A 15,220-nucleotide genomic window follows, 5' to 3' on the forward strand; every position below is an offset into this window, starting at 1 on the left:
TGCTACATATATGCCTTCGTTTTTTAGAAAAAGAAAACTAATTGTCTTATTTACAAGCATTATTCTTATTGTCGCTATTATCGGATATTCATTGAGAACGGATGAACAATCGAATATAGGTGTTCAATTTATTTCAGATACTGTTGGTTTTTTTCAAAACATTGTTTATCAACCCGTTAATTATGTGATTGATTTTTTTGATGAAATTGGTGAAATACGTGATGTCCACAATCAAAATCAAGTACTAAAACAAGAATTGCAGGATTATAAAAGTATTGCATCACGTGTTAATGAATTAGAAAAAGAAAATAATGAGTTAAAATCTATGTTAGAAATGGAAGAGTCAATACGAGATTATTCACCAATTAAAGGGACAGTCATTTCAAGGAGCCCGGAACAGTGGTTTGAACAAGTTAAAATCAACAAAGGCAGAATGCACGGTGTAGAACCAAATATGGCCGTTGCAACACCTGAAGGCATGATTGGTAAAGTTGTTGGCTCCTCTCAACTTACATCTACTGTCCAATTATTAAGTGGTTTTGATGTGGATTATCAAATTTCTGTTGTAGTTGATGGGAATGAGGATATTTTTGGTTTAATTGAAGGTTATGACCAAGAGACTGATCAGTTAGTCTTTAGAGAAATGACGGACAGTGGAGAGCTTGAGGTAGGACAAACTATTATCAGCTCAGGTATGGGAGGCGTATTTCCAAGAGGTCTCCTAATAGGCGAAGTAACGTCTGTTGAATTAGATCAATATGGGCTGACTCAAGTTGCTCACGTTGAACCAGCGGCTGAACTACTGGATATTGATAATGTCATGGTAATTGATCGGGATATCCAGTCAGCTGTGTTTGAAGGGGAGGAGGAATAGTATGAGATTCCTCTATCTGCCTTTATGGTTAATCATCTTTTTAGTATTAGAGAGTGTTGCGATTCAGTTTCTGCCTAATAGCGTAATGCAATCCGAATTGCTATATATCCCGCATTGGATATTAATTTTTTCCATTTTGATCTTACTGTTTTATGACCAAGGTAAAACGTATCATGGGTTAATGAATGGGATTATTTTCGGCTTTCTAACAGAATTAGTTTACACGGATTTACTCGGGGTGTATTTACTCGCTTATGGAAGCTCATTGTACGTGATCCATTTACTAAATAAGCTTCTACAGCAAAACCTATTCGTAGCCATCGTGTTATCTATTGTAGGCCTAGTTATAGCAGAGTTTGTGTTATTTGCCGTTTATACAATTGTTGGGCAAGTTGACATGGTAATAAGTGACTTCGTTCAAATAAGACTAATTCCAACAACGCTAATTAACTTATTGTTCTTGTTAATAATCTATCCGGTTTTTACAAAACGTTTAATAAAATGGCAGGAAGTCGACGAACAGATGAAGTAATTATTAATGTACGGAAGAAAATTGGGGTGTACCTATATGTCAGAATGGAATCACTTTGTAACGATGAAGGGTACCAATCATGGAATCGTTGTATACTTAGACGATCAATGCTCTTTTGAACAAGTGTTACAAGAACTAGAAGAAAAATTAACCTCAAATACATCATCAGGGAATACCGAAATATCCATACATAGTCAGTATCGATATTTAACTGAGACACAACGTCAAGAAATAGAGGAAATAATCAAACACTATAACCATTTATCTATTAAAAGTATAGATTCATATGTAATGACTAGAGAGGAAGCACATGACCTTTTTGAAAAATCGACAGTCAAAACAGTTATGAAGACCATCCGTTCAGGACAGATACATTCTGTCAAAGGGGATGCCTTAATCATTGGCGATGTAAATCCTGGTGGGACAGTTGAAGCAACCGGGAATATCTTTGTATTAGGAAAATTAAGAGGCATAGCACATGCAGGGATAGAAGGAGATGTTCAATGTATTGTCGCTGCCTCCTTTATGCATCCAAATCAAATTAGAATTGCGAATAAGATTAGTCGAGCTCCAGATTATGATGTGGAGGGATCTCCGCGTGAATTTGCATATGTGAATCCAACAACCGAACAAATTGAATTGAATCAAATGCAGCACTTACAAAAAATTCGTCCAAACTTATTGGATGTATTTGAAAGGGGATTGTAAATATGGGTGAATCAATCGTAATCACATCTGGAAAAGGTGGCGTTGGAAAGACGACGACAACAGCTAATATCGGAACAGCTCTAGCGTTAATGGATCAAAAAGTTTGTTTAATAGATACAGATATTGGTCTAAGAAATTTGGATGTTGTTTTAGGCTTAGAAAACCGAATCATCTTTAATTTAATAGATGTAATTGAAGGGCGTTGTAAACTTCAATCGGCATTAGTAAAAGATAAACGATTTGATTGCTTGCATTTACTGCCTGCTGCACAAACAAGTGATAAGAATGAAGTAACGCCTGAAGCACTCTCAGATTTAATTGAGCAATTAAAGCCAGATTATGACTATATTTTAATAGATTCACCAGCAGGTATAGAGCAGGGCTATAAAAATGCAGTCGCTGGTGCAGACAAAGCAATTGTAGTTTCAACTCCAGAAAAATCAAGTATTCGTGATGCCGATCGTATCATCGGATTGTTGGAACAGGAAGGTTTAAGTGATCCGCCGTTTTTAATTGTTAATCGAATTCGTAAACATATGGTAGATAGTGGTGATATGTTAAATGTAGATGAAATTGTTTCGACATTATCCATTGAGCTACTGGGCATCATTTTAGATGATGAGGACGTGATTCGAGCCTCGCACCATGGTGAGCCAGTCGCATTCCAACCCAACACAAAAGCATCGATTAGTTATCGAAACATCGCCCGACGCATACTAGGAGAATCAGTTCCATTAATGTCATTAGAAGACGACAAAGGATTTGTAACGAAAGTTAAAAAATTATTAGGGATGAAATGATTTTCGAGCAACACTTACATAAGTGTTGCTTTTTTTATGGTCTATTAATTTATGGCGTCCTATCATATCTTTCACATTCCCTGAATAAGCTAGTACAAAATAGAAAGGGAATGGTGAGACATGAATCGAAAATTAGAAGAAATAAGAAGTAATATAGCTAAACGAAAAATGAAACGTAAAATGCCTAATAGACCTTCAAATTATTCACATAGCTCATTGTTAGATGATGAAGAACGCCATGGATATACATCGATGCCAAAAGTAGATTCAAGTGAAATTCGACCTCCTAGAACAGTGAAGTTACTATCTCGGTTTTTAGCTTCCGCCATCATTGTGTTTTTAACACTATTTATATATCAAACACAATTACCATTATTAAATCAAATAAAGCCTTACGTTCATGACGCCATGACAGAAGATTTACCCTTTGCGACAGTACAAGCCTGGTATGACGAACATTTTGCGACACCACTTTTATCATTTGGCAGAGATGAAGAGCGAATGGTTAGTCAAAGTCAGGAATCGGTCCCCGTAAGTGGACTTCAAATGGACCATGTTAGAAACTATGAAGATGGTGTCTATATTGAAGTAAGTGAAAGTAAGACAGTTTATCCTTTGGATCGTGGAACTGTATTATTTGCCGGCCAAAAATCTGAAACAGGCAACACGATTATTTTACAACACGATGATGGAACCAAATCGGTCTATGGTAATCTAGATACAATTGATGTTTTTCACTATCAATTTGTTTCGCCTGGACAAGCCATTGCACAGGTTGAACCAGATGACTTAATGGGTTACACGAATATGTATTTTGCAGTTCAAGAAGGTAGCCATTATGTGGATCCCTTACAATATATTTTAGGCGATACCAATGTTTCAGAATAAAATCATTCAGGTTCATCCCTTATTGCTACTATTATTAGTAGCAAGTTATTTTTTAGGGATGTTTATTGAATTAATTTCTTTTTTTATTATTATTTCCATTCATGAACTCGGTCATTATGCCGCTGCTAGGTACTATAAGTGGAATATTACCAGACTTATGATATGGCCATTTGGCGGCGTAATGGAAACGGAAGATTTCTATACTCGACCTAATAGGGAAGAATTTATGGTTACAATTGCAGGGCCAATCCAACATATATGGATTTACATCGTTTTATGGATTATAAGTATGAACGGATTTGAGCATGTTTTACTTGATCGATTATTTTGGATTAATACCATCATTTTATTGTTTAATTTAATTCCCATTATGCCGTTAGATGGTGGAAAATTAGTTTTCATCGGATTAAATAAGATGGTCTCTTTTCACCAATCATTAATTTGTATGTCACTTTTCTCAATGGTAATAATTGTCCTCATAAATATCGGCTTACTGAGCATTAATTGGACAAGTATTCATTTATTATTTTTGTCGGTGTTTTTAGTGTTCGATAATTGGCTGTTATGGAAAAACAAACATATCATATTGCTTAAGCATTTATTAGCACGCTACCTCGTTCGACAAGAACACATGAGCGAAATTGAGTTATTAAAAGCACAACCCAAAGCCCGGATCAACGACATAGTTAAACATTTTAAAAAAGATCATTATCATTACATTTATGTAAATGACAAAAGAACACCGATATCTGAAGAGGATTGCTTGCGCGCCTTATTTACATACCAACAACCTCACCTCACCATCTCAAAACTATCTTCAAAAGGTGCTTAACTTACCAAAACAAAATAATATCTTTAGAACAAGTGAGTTCGACTAAGAATTCACTTGTTTTATTTTGTTAATTTCAAATATATGGAATAGAAATTTGTGTTAGAATAATTAAAATATTATTTTTATAAGATTGTGAAAAGGTGTACTTAAATTAACAGGGCAGTATAGTTCAATAAGAAACAGAGCTATTCCGTTATGATAATTTAACTTTATTAAAGGGTTGGTAGCGATGGGATTTGATTTATTAGTTAAAATGCAGCCTTCAAGAAAGCGAAGAAAAGAAGGTGAAGTTTTTGTAATACAGCCTTTTGAAAATACTTTTGACTATGGGAAAGTAATTAGAACAAAACTTCCAAGTAAAAATCTTATGGTGGAAGGAATGAACCTAATTTACATCTATAACCAACACTCAAAAGAAGTTGATATTCCAGAGGAACTAAATCCTAATAAACTTCTAATACCACCGCAGATAGTTAATAACCAAGGTTGGTTGAAAGGCTACTTCCAAACAGTAGATATACAGTCTGTTTTAGAGGAAGAAAAAAATATCGATTTTGGATTCTGGGACATAAAAATTAAAGGTTATGTAGATGAAGAAGGTGAACGATTAGATCACGTTCCAGCTATACATGAAGATTTTGGTATAGGGAGTTATGGTTCGGTTGGATATTCAGTAAAGAAGGTTTTTGACCTTTATCATGAAGGTGACTATTAATGTAACAGTGGCTAAAGGTGAAAAAGAAAATAAAGTGCTTAATGACTTATATTTGATTAAGATCTCAAATTAATTGAAATTTGTTAACGGGGGAGTTAATAATATTATGAAAAATAAAAAATATCAACTTGGGTTAATTTATATAATTACAACAATAATGTTTATGAGTGGTTGTAATAATGAAAATTTTAATGGTCAAATTGAAAAGGGAGATACAACTATAAATATAGAGGATTATAATTCAAACGATGGTGTTACGGCATTGTTTATAAAGAATAGTAATGATTTTATATATAGAGTCATTGTGAATGGTGAAACTAATTATTCTGAATACGGTACCGACATCTTAGCATCTGCGATATCAGTTTTGACTATAAACACAGTAAATTCACTAAATGAACTTACAGATAATGAATTAAGTTTTAACCATGAACCTATAAATGGATTACCTTCTATCGAAATAGAAATGAACAATTTTGGTAGTGAAGTTGATAAAGAAAAATCAATAGTATTAATAAAATCGTTAAAGCTTGGGTTAAAGCAAATTGAGCAAGAGTATGGGGATGAATACTTCAAAGTAATGGAAATTAGTGATAATAAATAAATATATAATGAAGTGTTGAGTTTATTCATCTAAAGGTGGCAATAGTTAAACAAGGAAGTTTACACTTTGCTTAAAAAATGTGGCAAGAGCTAATTTTAAAAATGGAGGTGAAATGAATGTTTGTAAAAGTTTATAAATATCATATCCAAAATGATAAAGTGAATGAATACATAAGCATACAAGAAAGAGCTGCGGAGATCTATGGAAAATATTTGGACTTTAATACTATCTATCTTCAAAGTAAAGAGGATAGTACGAAATGGATGGAGATTACAAAATATAAGAATGAAGAAGAATACCATAAAAGTATTAATTTAATTAACGAAGAGGATGATATACAAGACCTATTTAAAGCATTCCAAACGCTTTTAAGTAGTGAGAAACGGGAGATAAGCGAAGAAGACTTTGTAGAAATGAAAGAAATAAATTCGTGTTAAAATTCTTACTCCAATAAATTGTCCTTTTATTTATACACCAAATTAAGAATCGTAATCAATAATTATTGTTAATCATTTTTAGGAGAGGATATTACTTGTTTGAAACAGAAAGATGTTTTGTTAATACCTTTCAAAAATCGGATTATGATGATGTGAAAAAATTATTTGTGAACCAGGAAGTAAGAAAATTTCTTGGGGGCATACGTCAGGAAAATTCGATTAAAGTAGAATTAGACGAAATGCATAATTCAAGTGTTGACTCTTTTTACTGGGTTGTTAGAGAAAAACAAGAAGAAAATTTTATTGGGTTAGTTTCTCTTGACCCTTATCACGACGATATTCACCTCGAAATTTCATATCAATTTTTACCGTATTGGTGGGGAAATGGTTATGCCACTGAAGTAGTTCAGATGATCATTAGTTTTGCTTTAAATGAATTAAACCTTTCAAAAGTAGTTGCTGAAACACAAACCGCAAATAAACCTTCTTGTAAGCTATTAGAGAGAGTAGGTATGAAACCAGAACGAACAATTATGAGATTTGGAGCCGAGCAAGCAATTTATTCCATTGAATCTTAATGAAAACCAAAAAACTCTTCTTTAATAATCTGGGGAGGTAAATAGCGCATAAATATGAAGGGAAAGATAGAATGTTATATTTACAAAAGGTAAAGGCAGAGGAAGAAGATGTGTTACATAATATTATGCAATTTTACATATATGAATTTAGCAAATACATTCCTGACATTCGATTGGAACAAGATGGTGTGTACAAGCCATTTATATTAGAAAAATATTGGGATAGTGATAATTTTCATGCTTATTTTATAAAGGTAGACAACGAGTTAATTGGATTTGGACTTGTGGAAAGTGCAACAGTATCAAAACCCAATTCAATAGAAGAGTTTTTTATTATGGCAAAACATAGTGGCAATGGCTACGGCAAGAAAATTGCTAAAGAATTGTTTGAAATGTTTCCTGGTGATTGGAAAATCACTCAGATAGAAAGTAACCGACCTGCTTATGCTTTTTGGCATGGATTGATAAAAGAAATTACTAAAGAAAATTTCACAAATCGTTTTGAAGATGGACAGTATATTCAAGAGTTTAATACCGATAAAATAACATGATAAAAAAGAAAATATCCTAATTAATAGTAGGATTTAGTTCAATAAGAATTATACTTATTGATCAACTATCTAAGCAGATTAGTTTAACATTAAATAGGTCTTGCAGTGATTTTTTATTTTTCGTTTTTCTTCTTATCTCCCACGGTTAGCAAGAGAATCGAGATAATCAATATTAAGGCACCTATGGTATTTTTGATTGTTATTTCAATTGGGAAAAAGGGATAAGAAATAACTGCAAGCAATATTGGGCTAAAAGCTCTGGTAACATTCGCGATAGAAAATCGTAAATACTTTAGCGCTTCATATAGTAATAATGTTCCAAGGAATCCTCCGAAGAGTGTCGATATAATTAAATATCCGATCCCTTCATATGAATAATTTCCATCAAAAAGTTCCCCAAAAATTAGTGCATAGATCAATACAAAGAATAACGAAACACAGTTATTAGTAAACATGATAGAATTAGAACTCTTTTGTTTAGATATCGATTTTTTGATAAATATATTTGTTAATGCAAAGAAGAATGTATATGCAAGAGCGAAAAAGCTACCTATTAAATTATTGGTGTAATCACCACCTACTTCAACAAAAAGAAATGCGCCAAGAATAGCAAAAATGATAAAAAATGATTCTTTTCTAGATAGTTTTTCATTGAGGAAAATCACAGATAAAATTACAGCAAACACCGTATAGAACCTTCCCAGGAAACCAATCTCCACTGGTGAGAGTAAATCAATGCTCAAAAAAAGAAAGATGATGCCTAAAGAATTAAAAACAGCTAACAGTATAATATCTTTTTCAAAATAAAATTTTACATAATTTTTAGTGAAAAAACCTAATAAAAAACAGGCGGTTATAATTGTTAGCACATTTATAAGTGCTGCTTTAGCAGGGGAAATTTGCATTAGTCCAAATTTCGATAATAATGGACCGACAGCTAACATGAGTACTGAGAGTACATTAAATATATGCCCTTTTTGTAAATCATTCATTATGTTCACCATCCAATCATATTTACTGTCACATTTTATTACTTTAATTATATTTGATAAAAGGAGAATAAAAAGTGTAAATTAATGATAGAGATTTCACCTTTTTAAATAGGAGGTTCGTCATTGAGGTTAGTTGAATACTACATTAAGCTATTTATTACCTTTGAAGAAATTAAGATTGATTATCCAACGAGTGTATCAAGACATTCAATCAGCATAGAATTGAAATGTTCAGAACGTAATGTTATTCATATATTGAATAAAATGGAGGAAAAACAGTGGATTAAGATTATTAGAGGAAAAGGAAGAGGAAATACCACAAATATTACTTTTTTAAAAACACTCGAAGATATGTTTGAGATTTACGAAAGATATTCACTAAAAACGGAAGATATTGAACGTCTCATATCGATGTTTGAGAATAATCTCCAATTAAATGAAAGTCATCAACTAATTAATACGTTTATTAATAAGCTTTTTGGTACTAAAATTAATTTTTCTCAAGATGTCCCAGATGAATATGAGCATTTAAAAATACCTTATTTCCGGTCTCTCTACTCCATAGATCCTTCACAAGCAGAAAGACAAACGGAAAGACATATAGTAAAACAAATATTTAATACATTAGTACGGTATAACGAAGAGCGAAAAGAGGTGGAACCGTGTCTTTCTCATTATTGGGAGATAAGTCAAGACGGAAAGACATTCACTTTTTACCTTAGAAAAGGGATTTTGTTTCATAATTCAAAACATCTTTGTGCAGAGGATGTCAAATTCACGTTTGAAAGGTTAAAGGTAACACCATCAAAATGGATTGTTCAAGATTTGAAAGCTATTAAATGTATGGGGAAGTACATAGTACAATTTACTTTTAATAAACCTTCTTTTCATTGGCTTCTTCTTCTTACTTCACCGAAATGCTCAATTCTTCCTAATGATTATGCTAATAAGTCAACAAAAGAGTTTTCCAAGCTCCCCATTGGGACAGGTCCATATAAAATCAAAGTAAATGAAACCAATTTTCTTGAACTTAAAGTTCATAACGACTATTTTCAGGAACGTGCTCATATTGATGAGATTGCCATTTTTGTGCTGCCCTCAATTGAAAAGTATCTTAATGTAGAATATGTTGATTTGGATCCTATCTTTTATATTCCTTTTACAACTATGAAAGATCATGATAAACAATTTCAATATATCGAGAGGAAAAGGTTATCCGTTAAGTATCTTATGTGGAATATGAATAAAGAAAAAATACGAACGAATGAGGAATTAAGAAGAAAGTTGTCAGATATACTTGATAAAGAAAAAATGGTAAATGAATTAGGTTATCCAAGGAGTGAACCTGCAAGTTCATTTATGAAACAACGTTCATTTCCTCAATCGGGCAAAAATCATCAGGAATCATCTGATGGTACATTAAAAGAAACATTGACCTTAATGACTTATGATCTTCTGCCACATAGTGATGATGCTAAATGGATACAGCAGGAGTGCAAGAAACATGGGATAACGATTCAAACTAAATATCTTCCATTCTCGACTTTTATAGATAATGTAGAAAATGCTGACTTAATTCTTTCAGAGTATGTAACAGAAGAATCGGAAGAAGTTTCGCTTTATAATTTGTTTGAATCTCAAACAGGAGTTATAAATAATCTCATTGATTTTGAAAATAAGGCAATTATAGAAGGAACTCTAAATAAAGTTTTTGAACAAGAAAATATGCATAATAGAATAGATGTATTAAATAACATCGACACGTTATTATGTAAAAGTTGTATTACTATTCCATTGTATTGGACATACCAAAAAGCTTTATATGATAAGGAATTAATGGGCGTATCTCTAAGTACCTTTGGATTAGTTCCTTTTAAAGATTTATTTTACAGAAAACAACTAAGGTAATACATGACCAACTATGGTGTTTAACACCTGACTGGAGCTAGAGTTAAAGAAGAAAGTTAAATTATATCCAATAAGTTGGAAGTATTACAAGAATAAGGTGATGATTTATTTAATTCACACAAGTCATATTTTAATGAATTTGACAACTCGAACATATTAATATATATTTTATTGAACGGTGGTTAATTAATTTCGGAGGTGCTTAAAATTTCACCCAGAAAACCTGTTGATCAACAACTAGAACGTAAAGATATCTTAGACACTGCAAGAGAATTATTCGTAAGTGAAGGCTATCGTGGAGTTTCTATGCGTTTAATTGCTTCGTCATTAAAAGTGAGTCACGGAGCTATTTATTATCATTTCAAGAATAAAGCTAGTCTTTTTTATGCCATAGTTACAGAAGGTTTTCTATCTTTAGATAAAGAACTAGAAAATACAATGGCTATGGAGTTAAATAATGAAACGAAATTAAGAGAAGTTTTTATAGCCTACATGAAGTTTGGCATAAACTACTCAAATTATTATGAGATTATGTTCTTAATTAAAGATGATGAGCTAAATACTTTAATTCATCAAGAGCCAAATCAGAGTTATGAAAATTTTGCCAAAGCTGTCTATCAACTATGTGATCCTCAAAAGGTGAATCTGCAAAGAATTTGGTCAATCTTTTTATCTCTTCATGGTTTTGTTACTCATTATATTAAAAGCGGACAATCATTTGATGAAATAGAAGGACTAGTGAATTCTCATGCTGATTTTTTAATAAAATCATTAGAGTTATAAAATTTTTAAACTTAACTGACCACTGGTTAATTAAAGGGGGATATTTATGAAAAAAGCTTTAGTGTTAGGTGCTTCAGGTGGGATGGGATATTCTATCGTTAATGAATTACAAAGCAAGGGGGTGGAAGTAGTAGCGTTTGCAAGAACTGAAGAAAAGCTACAGAAACTATTTGCCAAACGTTCTGGGATTACAATTTTTCCAGGCGATGTATTTCAATATGAGGAATTAGTTAAAGCAGCACAAGGAGTGGATGTTATTTTTCATTCTGTTAATATTCCATATTATGAGTGGGCATCCAAACAAGAATTTCTCATGACAAATATCGTCAAGGCATCTGAACAAGTTGGTAGTAAACTTGTAGTTGTTGATAATATTTATGCCTATGGGATAAGTAACGGAGAAAAGATTACTGAGGATTCACCTAAAAATCCACATACGAAAAAAGGTGCTATTCGACTCAAACTGGAGACTATCGTAAAGTCTTCTGCTACACCTTGGTTAATTGTTCATTTTCCAGATTTTTATGGTCCTAATGCTGAAAACACCGTTCTAGGTCAGACCTTACAAGGAGTTTCCAATAACAAATCTGGTATTTTTATAGGTCGGAAATACTTAAAGAAGGAATTTATATATACACCAGATGGTGCTAAGGCAATTGTAGAATTAGCTAATAAAGAAAATGCCTTTGGACAAAGTTGGAATATCCCAGGGTATGGTGTTATTACAGGTAATGAAATATTAAAAATTTTGAAAGAGGAAACAGGATATAACAAAAGAGTTTTTACGATAACAAAAAGAATGGTTCGAGTCTACGGCTTGTTTGATAAGATGATGAGGGAATTTGTTGAGATGATGTATTTAAACGAAGAGCCGGTAGTATTATCTGGTGAAAAATATGAAAAAGAAATTGGTCCAGTGCCCAAAACGCCATATCGGGAAGGCTTAATTAAGACGTTGGAAACAATGAAAAAATAAATCTAGAATAGTTTTCTGTTGGGACAAGAAGATCTATTGATGAATTAAAAGGGCAACCCTAGTTTAAAAGTGTTGTCCTTTTAATTGATCGTCTTCATTTCTTTAAATTGAATTTTAGGAATATTATGTTAATATCATTATGTCAGGTTTAAAATACTCGGTTTAGATGAGGAGATAATTGAGTGAAGAGAAAATTGAAAATTGTGAGTTTAATCGTAATACTTACTGTAATTGTATTGCTTTTAAGTGGGGTTGTTTATGAGTTATTAAGCTACAAAAATGTAGAGGAAAATTATCCACCAGATGGAGTAATGGTTAAGTTTGAAGAAAGAGAACTTCATATAAATGTTAAAGGAGAAAAGTCTAATTTACCACCTGTAGTAATTGAAGCTGGAACAGGTAATTGGTCGTATGATTGGTCTCAATTTCAAGATAAACTGTCAAAGCACACTCAGGTCATTACTTATGATCGTGCTGGTTATGGGTGGAGCGACCCACCGAGCAATGGATTTAGTCTTGATTCTACAACTTCAGACCTTAACCAAATTCTAAATTATGCTGAAATTGAAACACCTATTATTCTTGTTGGACATTCTAATGGGGGTGTGTATGCCCGTCATTTTACTGATAAATATCCTGAAAAAGTTTCTGGGCTAATTCTTGTTGATTCACGAAATGAATTCTTTAGAGAAGCTGCTCCTAAATTTAATGAGAAGTTTCTTGACGCGGAAGACCAATCGACTAATATAATTCTATCTCATTTAGGAATTATTAGATTAGTTGCTGATAATACATTGAAAGGAATGCCAGATTTTATTTCTAAAGAAAAATACGTACAGGTTCAGTATGATGCACCATTTTTTAAAGTGTTAGATGAAGAAATTGAACAAATTCCTAGGAGTGTTAAGAAGCTAAATAATTTAGAATCACTTGAAGATAAACCATTAATGATTATCACACCTAAAAATATTGATGCTGGCGCAGAAGCTTTTGGTTTTTCGGAGGAGCAATCAGAAAAAATTAATCAAAAATGGAAGGAAAGTCAGGAAAAATTAACAAGTCTTTCAAAAGACAGTGAATTAATTAATGTAGAGAATAGCAGCCATGCAGTTATGTATGATCAACCACAAAATTTATTAAATGCTGTTCTAAGTATGGGAAAAAGTTTAGTTGATTAATAAATAACTTTAGTATTATTTACTCTTAAATTATTAGATGCAATATTTCAGGTCCCTTGCTAGAAAATTGGAGGTGTAAGTATGTTTGTAAAAGTTTATAAATACCATATCCAAAATGATAAAGTGAACGAATACATAAGCATTCAAGAAAAAGCGTCAGAAATCTATGGAAAATATTTGGACTTTAAAACCACTTATCTTCAAAGCAAGGAGGATAATACGAAATGGATGGAGATTACAAAATATAAGGATGAAGAAGAGTACCAAAAAAGTATTAACTTAATTAATGAAGAAGAAGAAATATATGAACTATTTAAAGCATTCCAATCGCTTTTAAGTAGTGAGAAGCAGGAGATAAACGAAGAAAACTTTATTGAAATGAAAGCAATGAATCAATGTTAACTTTCTCTTATTCAATTAACGGGGCCTTTTGTTTAAGAGGAAATTGACAAATTCTTATAGAATTGTAATTGATATATTAAGTTATAGGGATGAAGCCTATAGAAGAGCTATTAGAAAAGAGTATTATTATGCTTTGAACTGCATTGATAAATTAAGACTATCAATATCAACTGCCTGGTATATGGATGCAGGCATTCAACCAAATACGTTTGGTGACTGGGCTAAATACGAAGGTAAAAGAAGTGAGTTAGAGGATTGGCAGAAATCTCTACTTGAAGCCTGGGAATGTGGAAGAGATACTGAAGAAATTATAAATGTTATGAAAAGCATTGTTCTTGAATTTAAAAAAGTTCACCGTTCCTTATGTGATGAACTGGACATTAAAGAGGATTCAGAGTGGGTTAATAAAATTGTAAATATGGTTTTATGAATTTAGTCAATTATTAGGATTATCCTTATATTCTAATGGAAGGCATAAATTGAACTAGGCAACCATAAAGTTGATTGCCTAATATTTTTTAAAATGAATTGTTGGAATATTATGTTAAAATTTATTGAACAATTACCTGATCTTTATGAAATGATAAAGTTTAATTAAAATTAGTTTATTTTTCACAAAATCCGGGCTTTAGTTGATGAGCCTCTAAAGATTAAGGGGAGAGGTTAATGAATTATATTATAATGTCCGTGCTTGCATTAATTGTTTATTTACAGATGGTTCAGATTGAACAAGTTAATCATTCAAACCTTTTTAAGAAAGTAGTTATTGTAATAGGGCTACTATATATTCTCCTTGTACCTTTATTAATATTAATGGACATATCGAACTTCTTTGGTTGGTCGGGAGTAATCACAACTACAACAATATTAATAGTTGAAATATCGCTGTTTATTTTTGTTATTAATAACTTACCAACAAGCCCTTTTGAAAATAGAAGTAGTGAAACGTATGAATGAACCTAAAGAATTTTATTTTGAACTTTTGAGAGTGTTAGTGGAGTACCCATCAGGGTTAGGGGGAGGAGATTATAATGAACAATAATGTAAAGCAAGAAGTTCGTTTTTTTATGATCTTTATTCCACTTTTGCTCATGATCACCCTTCCTTTATGGTTTATTTTTGGTCCTTCTACATCAATTAAAGAAAATATGTTCAAACAAGAAGGCATTATTGTAATGAAAAAATTTAGGCAAATTGATGAAGAACGACAATTATTAGTAATTCCAAATATCGACCAAGACGACATGAAAGACAAAACAAAAATAGAATTGGAAGTAATGGCTCAAGAAAAAGAAGGTGCTTATTATCACGTTTCAGAAGAAAAGTTCAATGAATTAAACGTTGGATCACAAATTATAGTTTATTGGGAATACCCTGAGTTGCATTCAGACCCTCCTCAACGTGGCGCAGAAATAATAGAAGTGGTATCAAAATGAAAGTAGCTTAGAAGCTATAGTTTAAT

Annotated in this window: 20 protein-coding genes; 19 read left to right on the top strand and 1 reads right to left on the bottom strand. The window is 32.1% G+C overall.

What is annotated here, in order from left to right; all coding sequences use genetic code 11:
• The first annotated feature begins 10 nt into the window (after positions 1-10).
• From mreC to EDC24_RS01740, 11 genes are all read left to right on the top strand, one after another.
• On the top strand, positions 11-874 hold the full coding sequence (gene mreC, locus EDC24_RS01690; RefSeq protein WP_124219163.1) for a rod shape-determining protein MreC: 864 nt from the start codon (positions 11-13) through the stop codon (positions 872-874).
• A 1-nt stretch (position 875) separates the two neighbouring features.
• The gene (mreD, locus tag EDC24_RS01695) at positions 876-1,406 is read left to right on the top strand and encodes a rod shape-determining protein MreD (RefSeq protein WP_124219165.1); all 531 of its coding nucleotides are present in this window, start codon (positions 876-878) and stop codon (positions 1,404-1,406) included.
• Positions 1,407-1,442: 36 nt separating this feature from the next.
• Positions 1,443-2,114 (top strand): septum site-determining protein MinC, encoded by a 672-nt coding sequence (gene minC / locus EDC24_RS01700; protein WP_124219167.1) that lies wholly within the window; start codon positions 1,443-1,445, stop codon positions 2,112-2,114.
• 2 nt (positions 2,115-2,116) lie between these two features.
• Positions 2,117-2,914 (top strand): septum site-determining protein MinD, encoded by a 798-nt coding sequence (gene minD, locus EDC24_RS01705; protein WP_124219169.1) that lies wholly within the window; start codon positions 2,117-2,119, stop codon positions 2,912-2,914.
• A 120-nt stretch (positions 2,915-3,034) separates the two neighbouring features.
• Positions 3,035-3,802 (top strand): M23 family metallopeptidase, encoded by a 768-nt coding sequence (locus EDC24_RS01710; RefSeq protein WP_124219171.1) that lies wholly within the window; start codon positions 3,035-3,037, stop codon positions 3,800-3,802.
• On the top strand, positions 3,789-4,634 hold the full coding sequence (locus EDC24_RS01715; RefSeq protein WP_124219173.1) for a site-2 protease family protein: 846 nt from the start codon (positions 3,789-3,791) through the stop codon (positions 4,632-4,634). The genes EDC24_RS01710 and EDC24_RS01715 overlap by 14 nt, the downstream gene beginning before the upstream one ends.
• Positions 4,635-4,863: 229 nt before the next feature.
• Positions 4,864-5,349: an immunity 26/phosphotriesterase HocA family protein gene (locus EDC24_RS01720; RefSeq protein ID WP_124219175.1), complete on the top strand. Its 486-nt coding sequence runs from the start codon at positions 4,864-4,866 to the stop codon at positions 5,347-5,349.
• A 106-nt stretch (positions 5,350-5,455) separates the two neighbouring features.
• A complete protein-coding gene (locus EDC24_RS01725; protein ID WP_124219177.1) occupies positions 5,456-5,953 on the top strand; it encodes a ribosomal-processing cysteine protease Prp in 498 nt (165 codons plus the stop codon).
• Positions 5,954-6,069: 116 nt separating this feature from the next.
• Positions 6,070-6,390: a hypothetical protein gene (locus EDC24_RS01730; RefSeq protein WP_124219179.1), complete on the top strand. Its 321-nt coding sequence runs from the start codon at positions 6,070-6,072 to the stop codon at positions 6,388-6,390.
• 95 nt (positions 6,391-6,485) lie between these two features.
• Positions 6,486-6,968 (top strand): GNAT family N-acetyltransferase, encoded by a 483-nt coding sequence (locus EDC24_RS01735; RefSeq protein WP_124219181.1) that lies wholly within the window; start codon positions 6,486-6,488, stop codon positions 6,966-6,968.
• 71 nt (positions 6,969-7,039) lie between these two features.
• Entirely contained in the window at positions 7,040-7,519 is a 480-nt protein-coding gene (locus EDC24_RS01740) for a GNAT family N-acetyltransferase (protein ID WP_245997939.1), read from the top strand.
• 113 nt (positions 7,520-7,632) lie between these two features.
• Here the strand turns inward: EDC24_RS01740 and EDC24_RS01745 are convergent, their stop codons facing one another.
• Entirely contained in the window at positions 7,633-8,511 is an 879-nt protein-coding gene (locus tag EDC24_RS01745; RefSeq protein WP_124219185.1) for a DMT family transporter, read from the bottom strand.
• 123 nt (positions 8,512-8,634) lie between these two features.
• On the opposite strand from EDC24_RS01745, the gene EDC24_RS01750 reads away from it, so the two are divergent.
• From EDC24_RS01750 to EDC24_RS01785, 8 genes are all read left to right on the top strand, one after another.
• Positions 8,635-10,419: an ABC transporter substrate-binding protein gene (locus tag EDC24_RS01750; RefSeq protein ID WP_124219186.1), complete on the top strand. Its 1,785-nt coding sequence runs from the start codon at positions 8,635-8,637 to the stop codon at positions 10,417-10,419.
• A gap of 198 nt (positions 10,420-10,617) precedes the next feature.
• Positions 10,618-11,202 (top strand): TetR/AcrR family transcriptional regulator, encoded by a 585-nt coding sequence (locus EDC24_RS01755; RefSeq protein ID WP_245997940.1) that lies wholly within the window; start codon positions 10,618-10,620, stop codon positions 11,200-11,202.
• Between the two features lie 46 nt (positions 11,203-11,248).
• Positions 11,249-12,178: an SDR family NAD(P)-dependent oxidoreductase gene (locus EDC24_RS01760; protein WP_124219189.1), complete on the top strand. Its 930-nt coding sequence runs from the start codon at positions 11,249-11,251 to the stop codon at positions 12,176-12,178.
• Positions 12,179-12,360: 182 nt separating this feature from the next.
• Complete coding sequence (locus EDC24_RS01765; protein ID WP_124219191.1) at positions 12,361-13,356, top strand: alpha/beta fold hydrolase; 996 nt, start codon at positions 12,361-12,363, stop codon at positions 13,354-13,356.
• 81 nt (positions 13,357-13,437) lie between these two features.
• On the top strand, positions 13,438-13,758 hold the full coding sequence (locus EDC24_RS01770) for a hypothetical protein (protein WP_124219193.1): 321 nt from the start codon (positions 13,438-13,440) through the stop codon (positions 13,756-13,758).
• A gap of 43 nt (positions 13,759-13,801) precedes the next feature.
• A complete protein-coding gene (locus EDC24_RS01775; protein WP_211342327.1) occupies positions 13,802-14,188 on the top strand; it encodes a hypothetical protein in 387 nt (128 codons plus the stop codon).
• Between the two features lie 236 nt (positions 14,189-14,424).
• On the top strand, positions 14,425-14,715 hold the full coding sequence (locus EDC24_RS01780) for a hypothetical protein (protein WP_124219195.1): 291 nt from the start codon (positions 14,425-14,427) through the stop codon (positions 14,713-14,715).
• Positions 14,716-14,789: 74 nt separating this feature from the next.
• On the top strand, positions 14,790-15,194 hold the full coding sequence (locus tag EDC24_RS01785) for a DUF3221 domain-containing protein (protein WP_124219197.1): 405 nt from the start codon (positions 14,790-14,792) through the stop codon (positions 15,192-15,194).
• The last annotated feature ends 26 nt before the right edge of the window (positions 15,195-15,220 follow it).

It is taken from the genome of Aquisalibacillus elongatus (assembly GCF_003843875.1).
GTDB lineage: Bacteria > Bacillota > Bacilli > Bacillales > Alkalibacillaceae > Aquisalibacillus > Aquisalibacillus elongatus.

Bases quoted from the DNA above. Each gene is read 5' to 3' on its own strand.
- mreC (WP_124219163.1), top strand. From the start codon at position 11: ATGCCTTCGTTTTTTAGAAAAAGAAAACTAATTGTCTTATTTACAAGC.
- mreD (WP_124219165.1), top strand. From the start codon at position 876: ATGAGATTCCTCTATCTGCCTTTATGGTTAATCATCTTTTTAGTATTA.
- minC (WP_124219167.1), top strand. From the start codon at position 1,443: ATGTCAGAATGGAATCACTTTGTAACGATGAAGGGTACCAATCATGGA.
- minD (WP_124219169.1), top strand. From the start codon at position 2,117: ATGGGTGAATCAATCGTAATCACATCTGGAAAAGGTGGCGTTGGAAAG.
- EDC24_RS01710 (WP_124219171.1), top strand. From the start codon at position 3,035: ATGAATCGAAAATTAGAAGAAATAAGAAGTAATATAGCTAAACGAAAA.
- EDC24_RS01715 (WP_124219173.1), top strand. From the start codon at position 3,789: ATGTTTCAGAATAAAATCATTCAGGTTCATCCCTTATTGCTACTATTA.
- EDC24_RS01720 (WP_124219175.1), top strand. From the start codon at position 4,864: ATGGGATTTGATTTATTAGTTAAAATGCAGCCTTCAAGAAAGCGAAGA.
- EDC24_RS01725 (WP_124219177.1), top strand. From the start codon at position 5,456: ATGAAAAATAAAAAATATCAACTTGGGTTAATTTATATAATTACAACA.
- EDC24_RS01730 (WP_124219179.1), top strand. From the start codon at position 6,070: ATGTTTGTAAAAGTTTATAAATATCATATCCAAAATGATAAAGTGAAT.
- EDC24_RS01740 (WP_245997939.1), top strand. From the start codon at position 7,040: ATGTTATATTTACAAAAGGTAAAGGCAGAGGAAGAAGATGTGTTACAT.
- EDC24_RS01745 (WP_124219185.1), bottom strand. From the start codon at position 8,511: ATGAATGATTTACAAAAAGGGCATATATTTAATGTACTCTCAGTACTC.
- EDC24_RS01760 (WP_124219189.1), top strand. From the start codon at position 11,249: ATGAAAAAAGCTTTAGTGTTAGGTGCTTCAGGTGGGATGGGATATTCT.
- EDC24_RS01770 (WP_124219193.1), top strand. From the start codon at position 13,438: ATGTTTGTAAAAGTTTATAAATACCATATCCAAAATGATAAAGTGAAC.
- EDC24_RS01780 (WP_124219195.1), top strand. From the start codon at position 14,425: ATGAATTATATTATAATGTCCGTGCTTGCATTAATTGTTTATTTACAG.
- EDC24_RS01785 (WP_124219197.1), top strand. From the start codon at position 14,790: ATGAACAATAATGTAAAGCAAGAAGTTCGTTTTTTTATGATCTTTATT.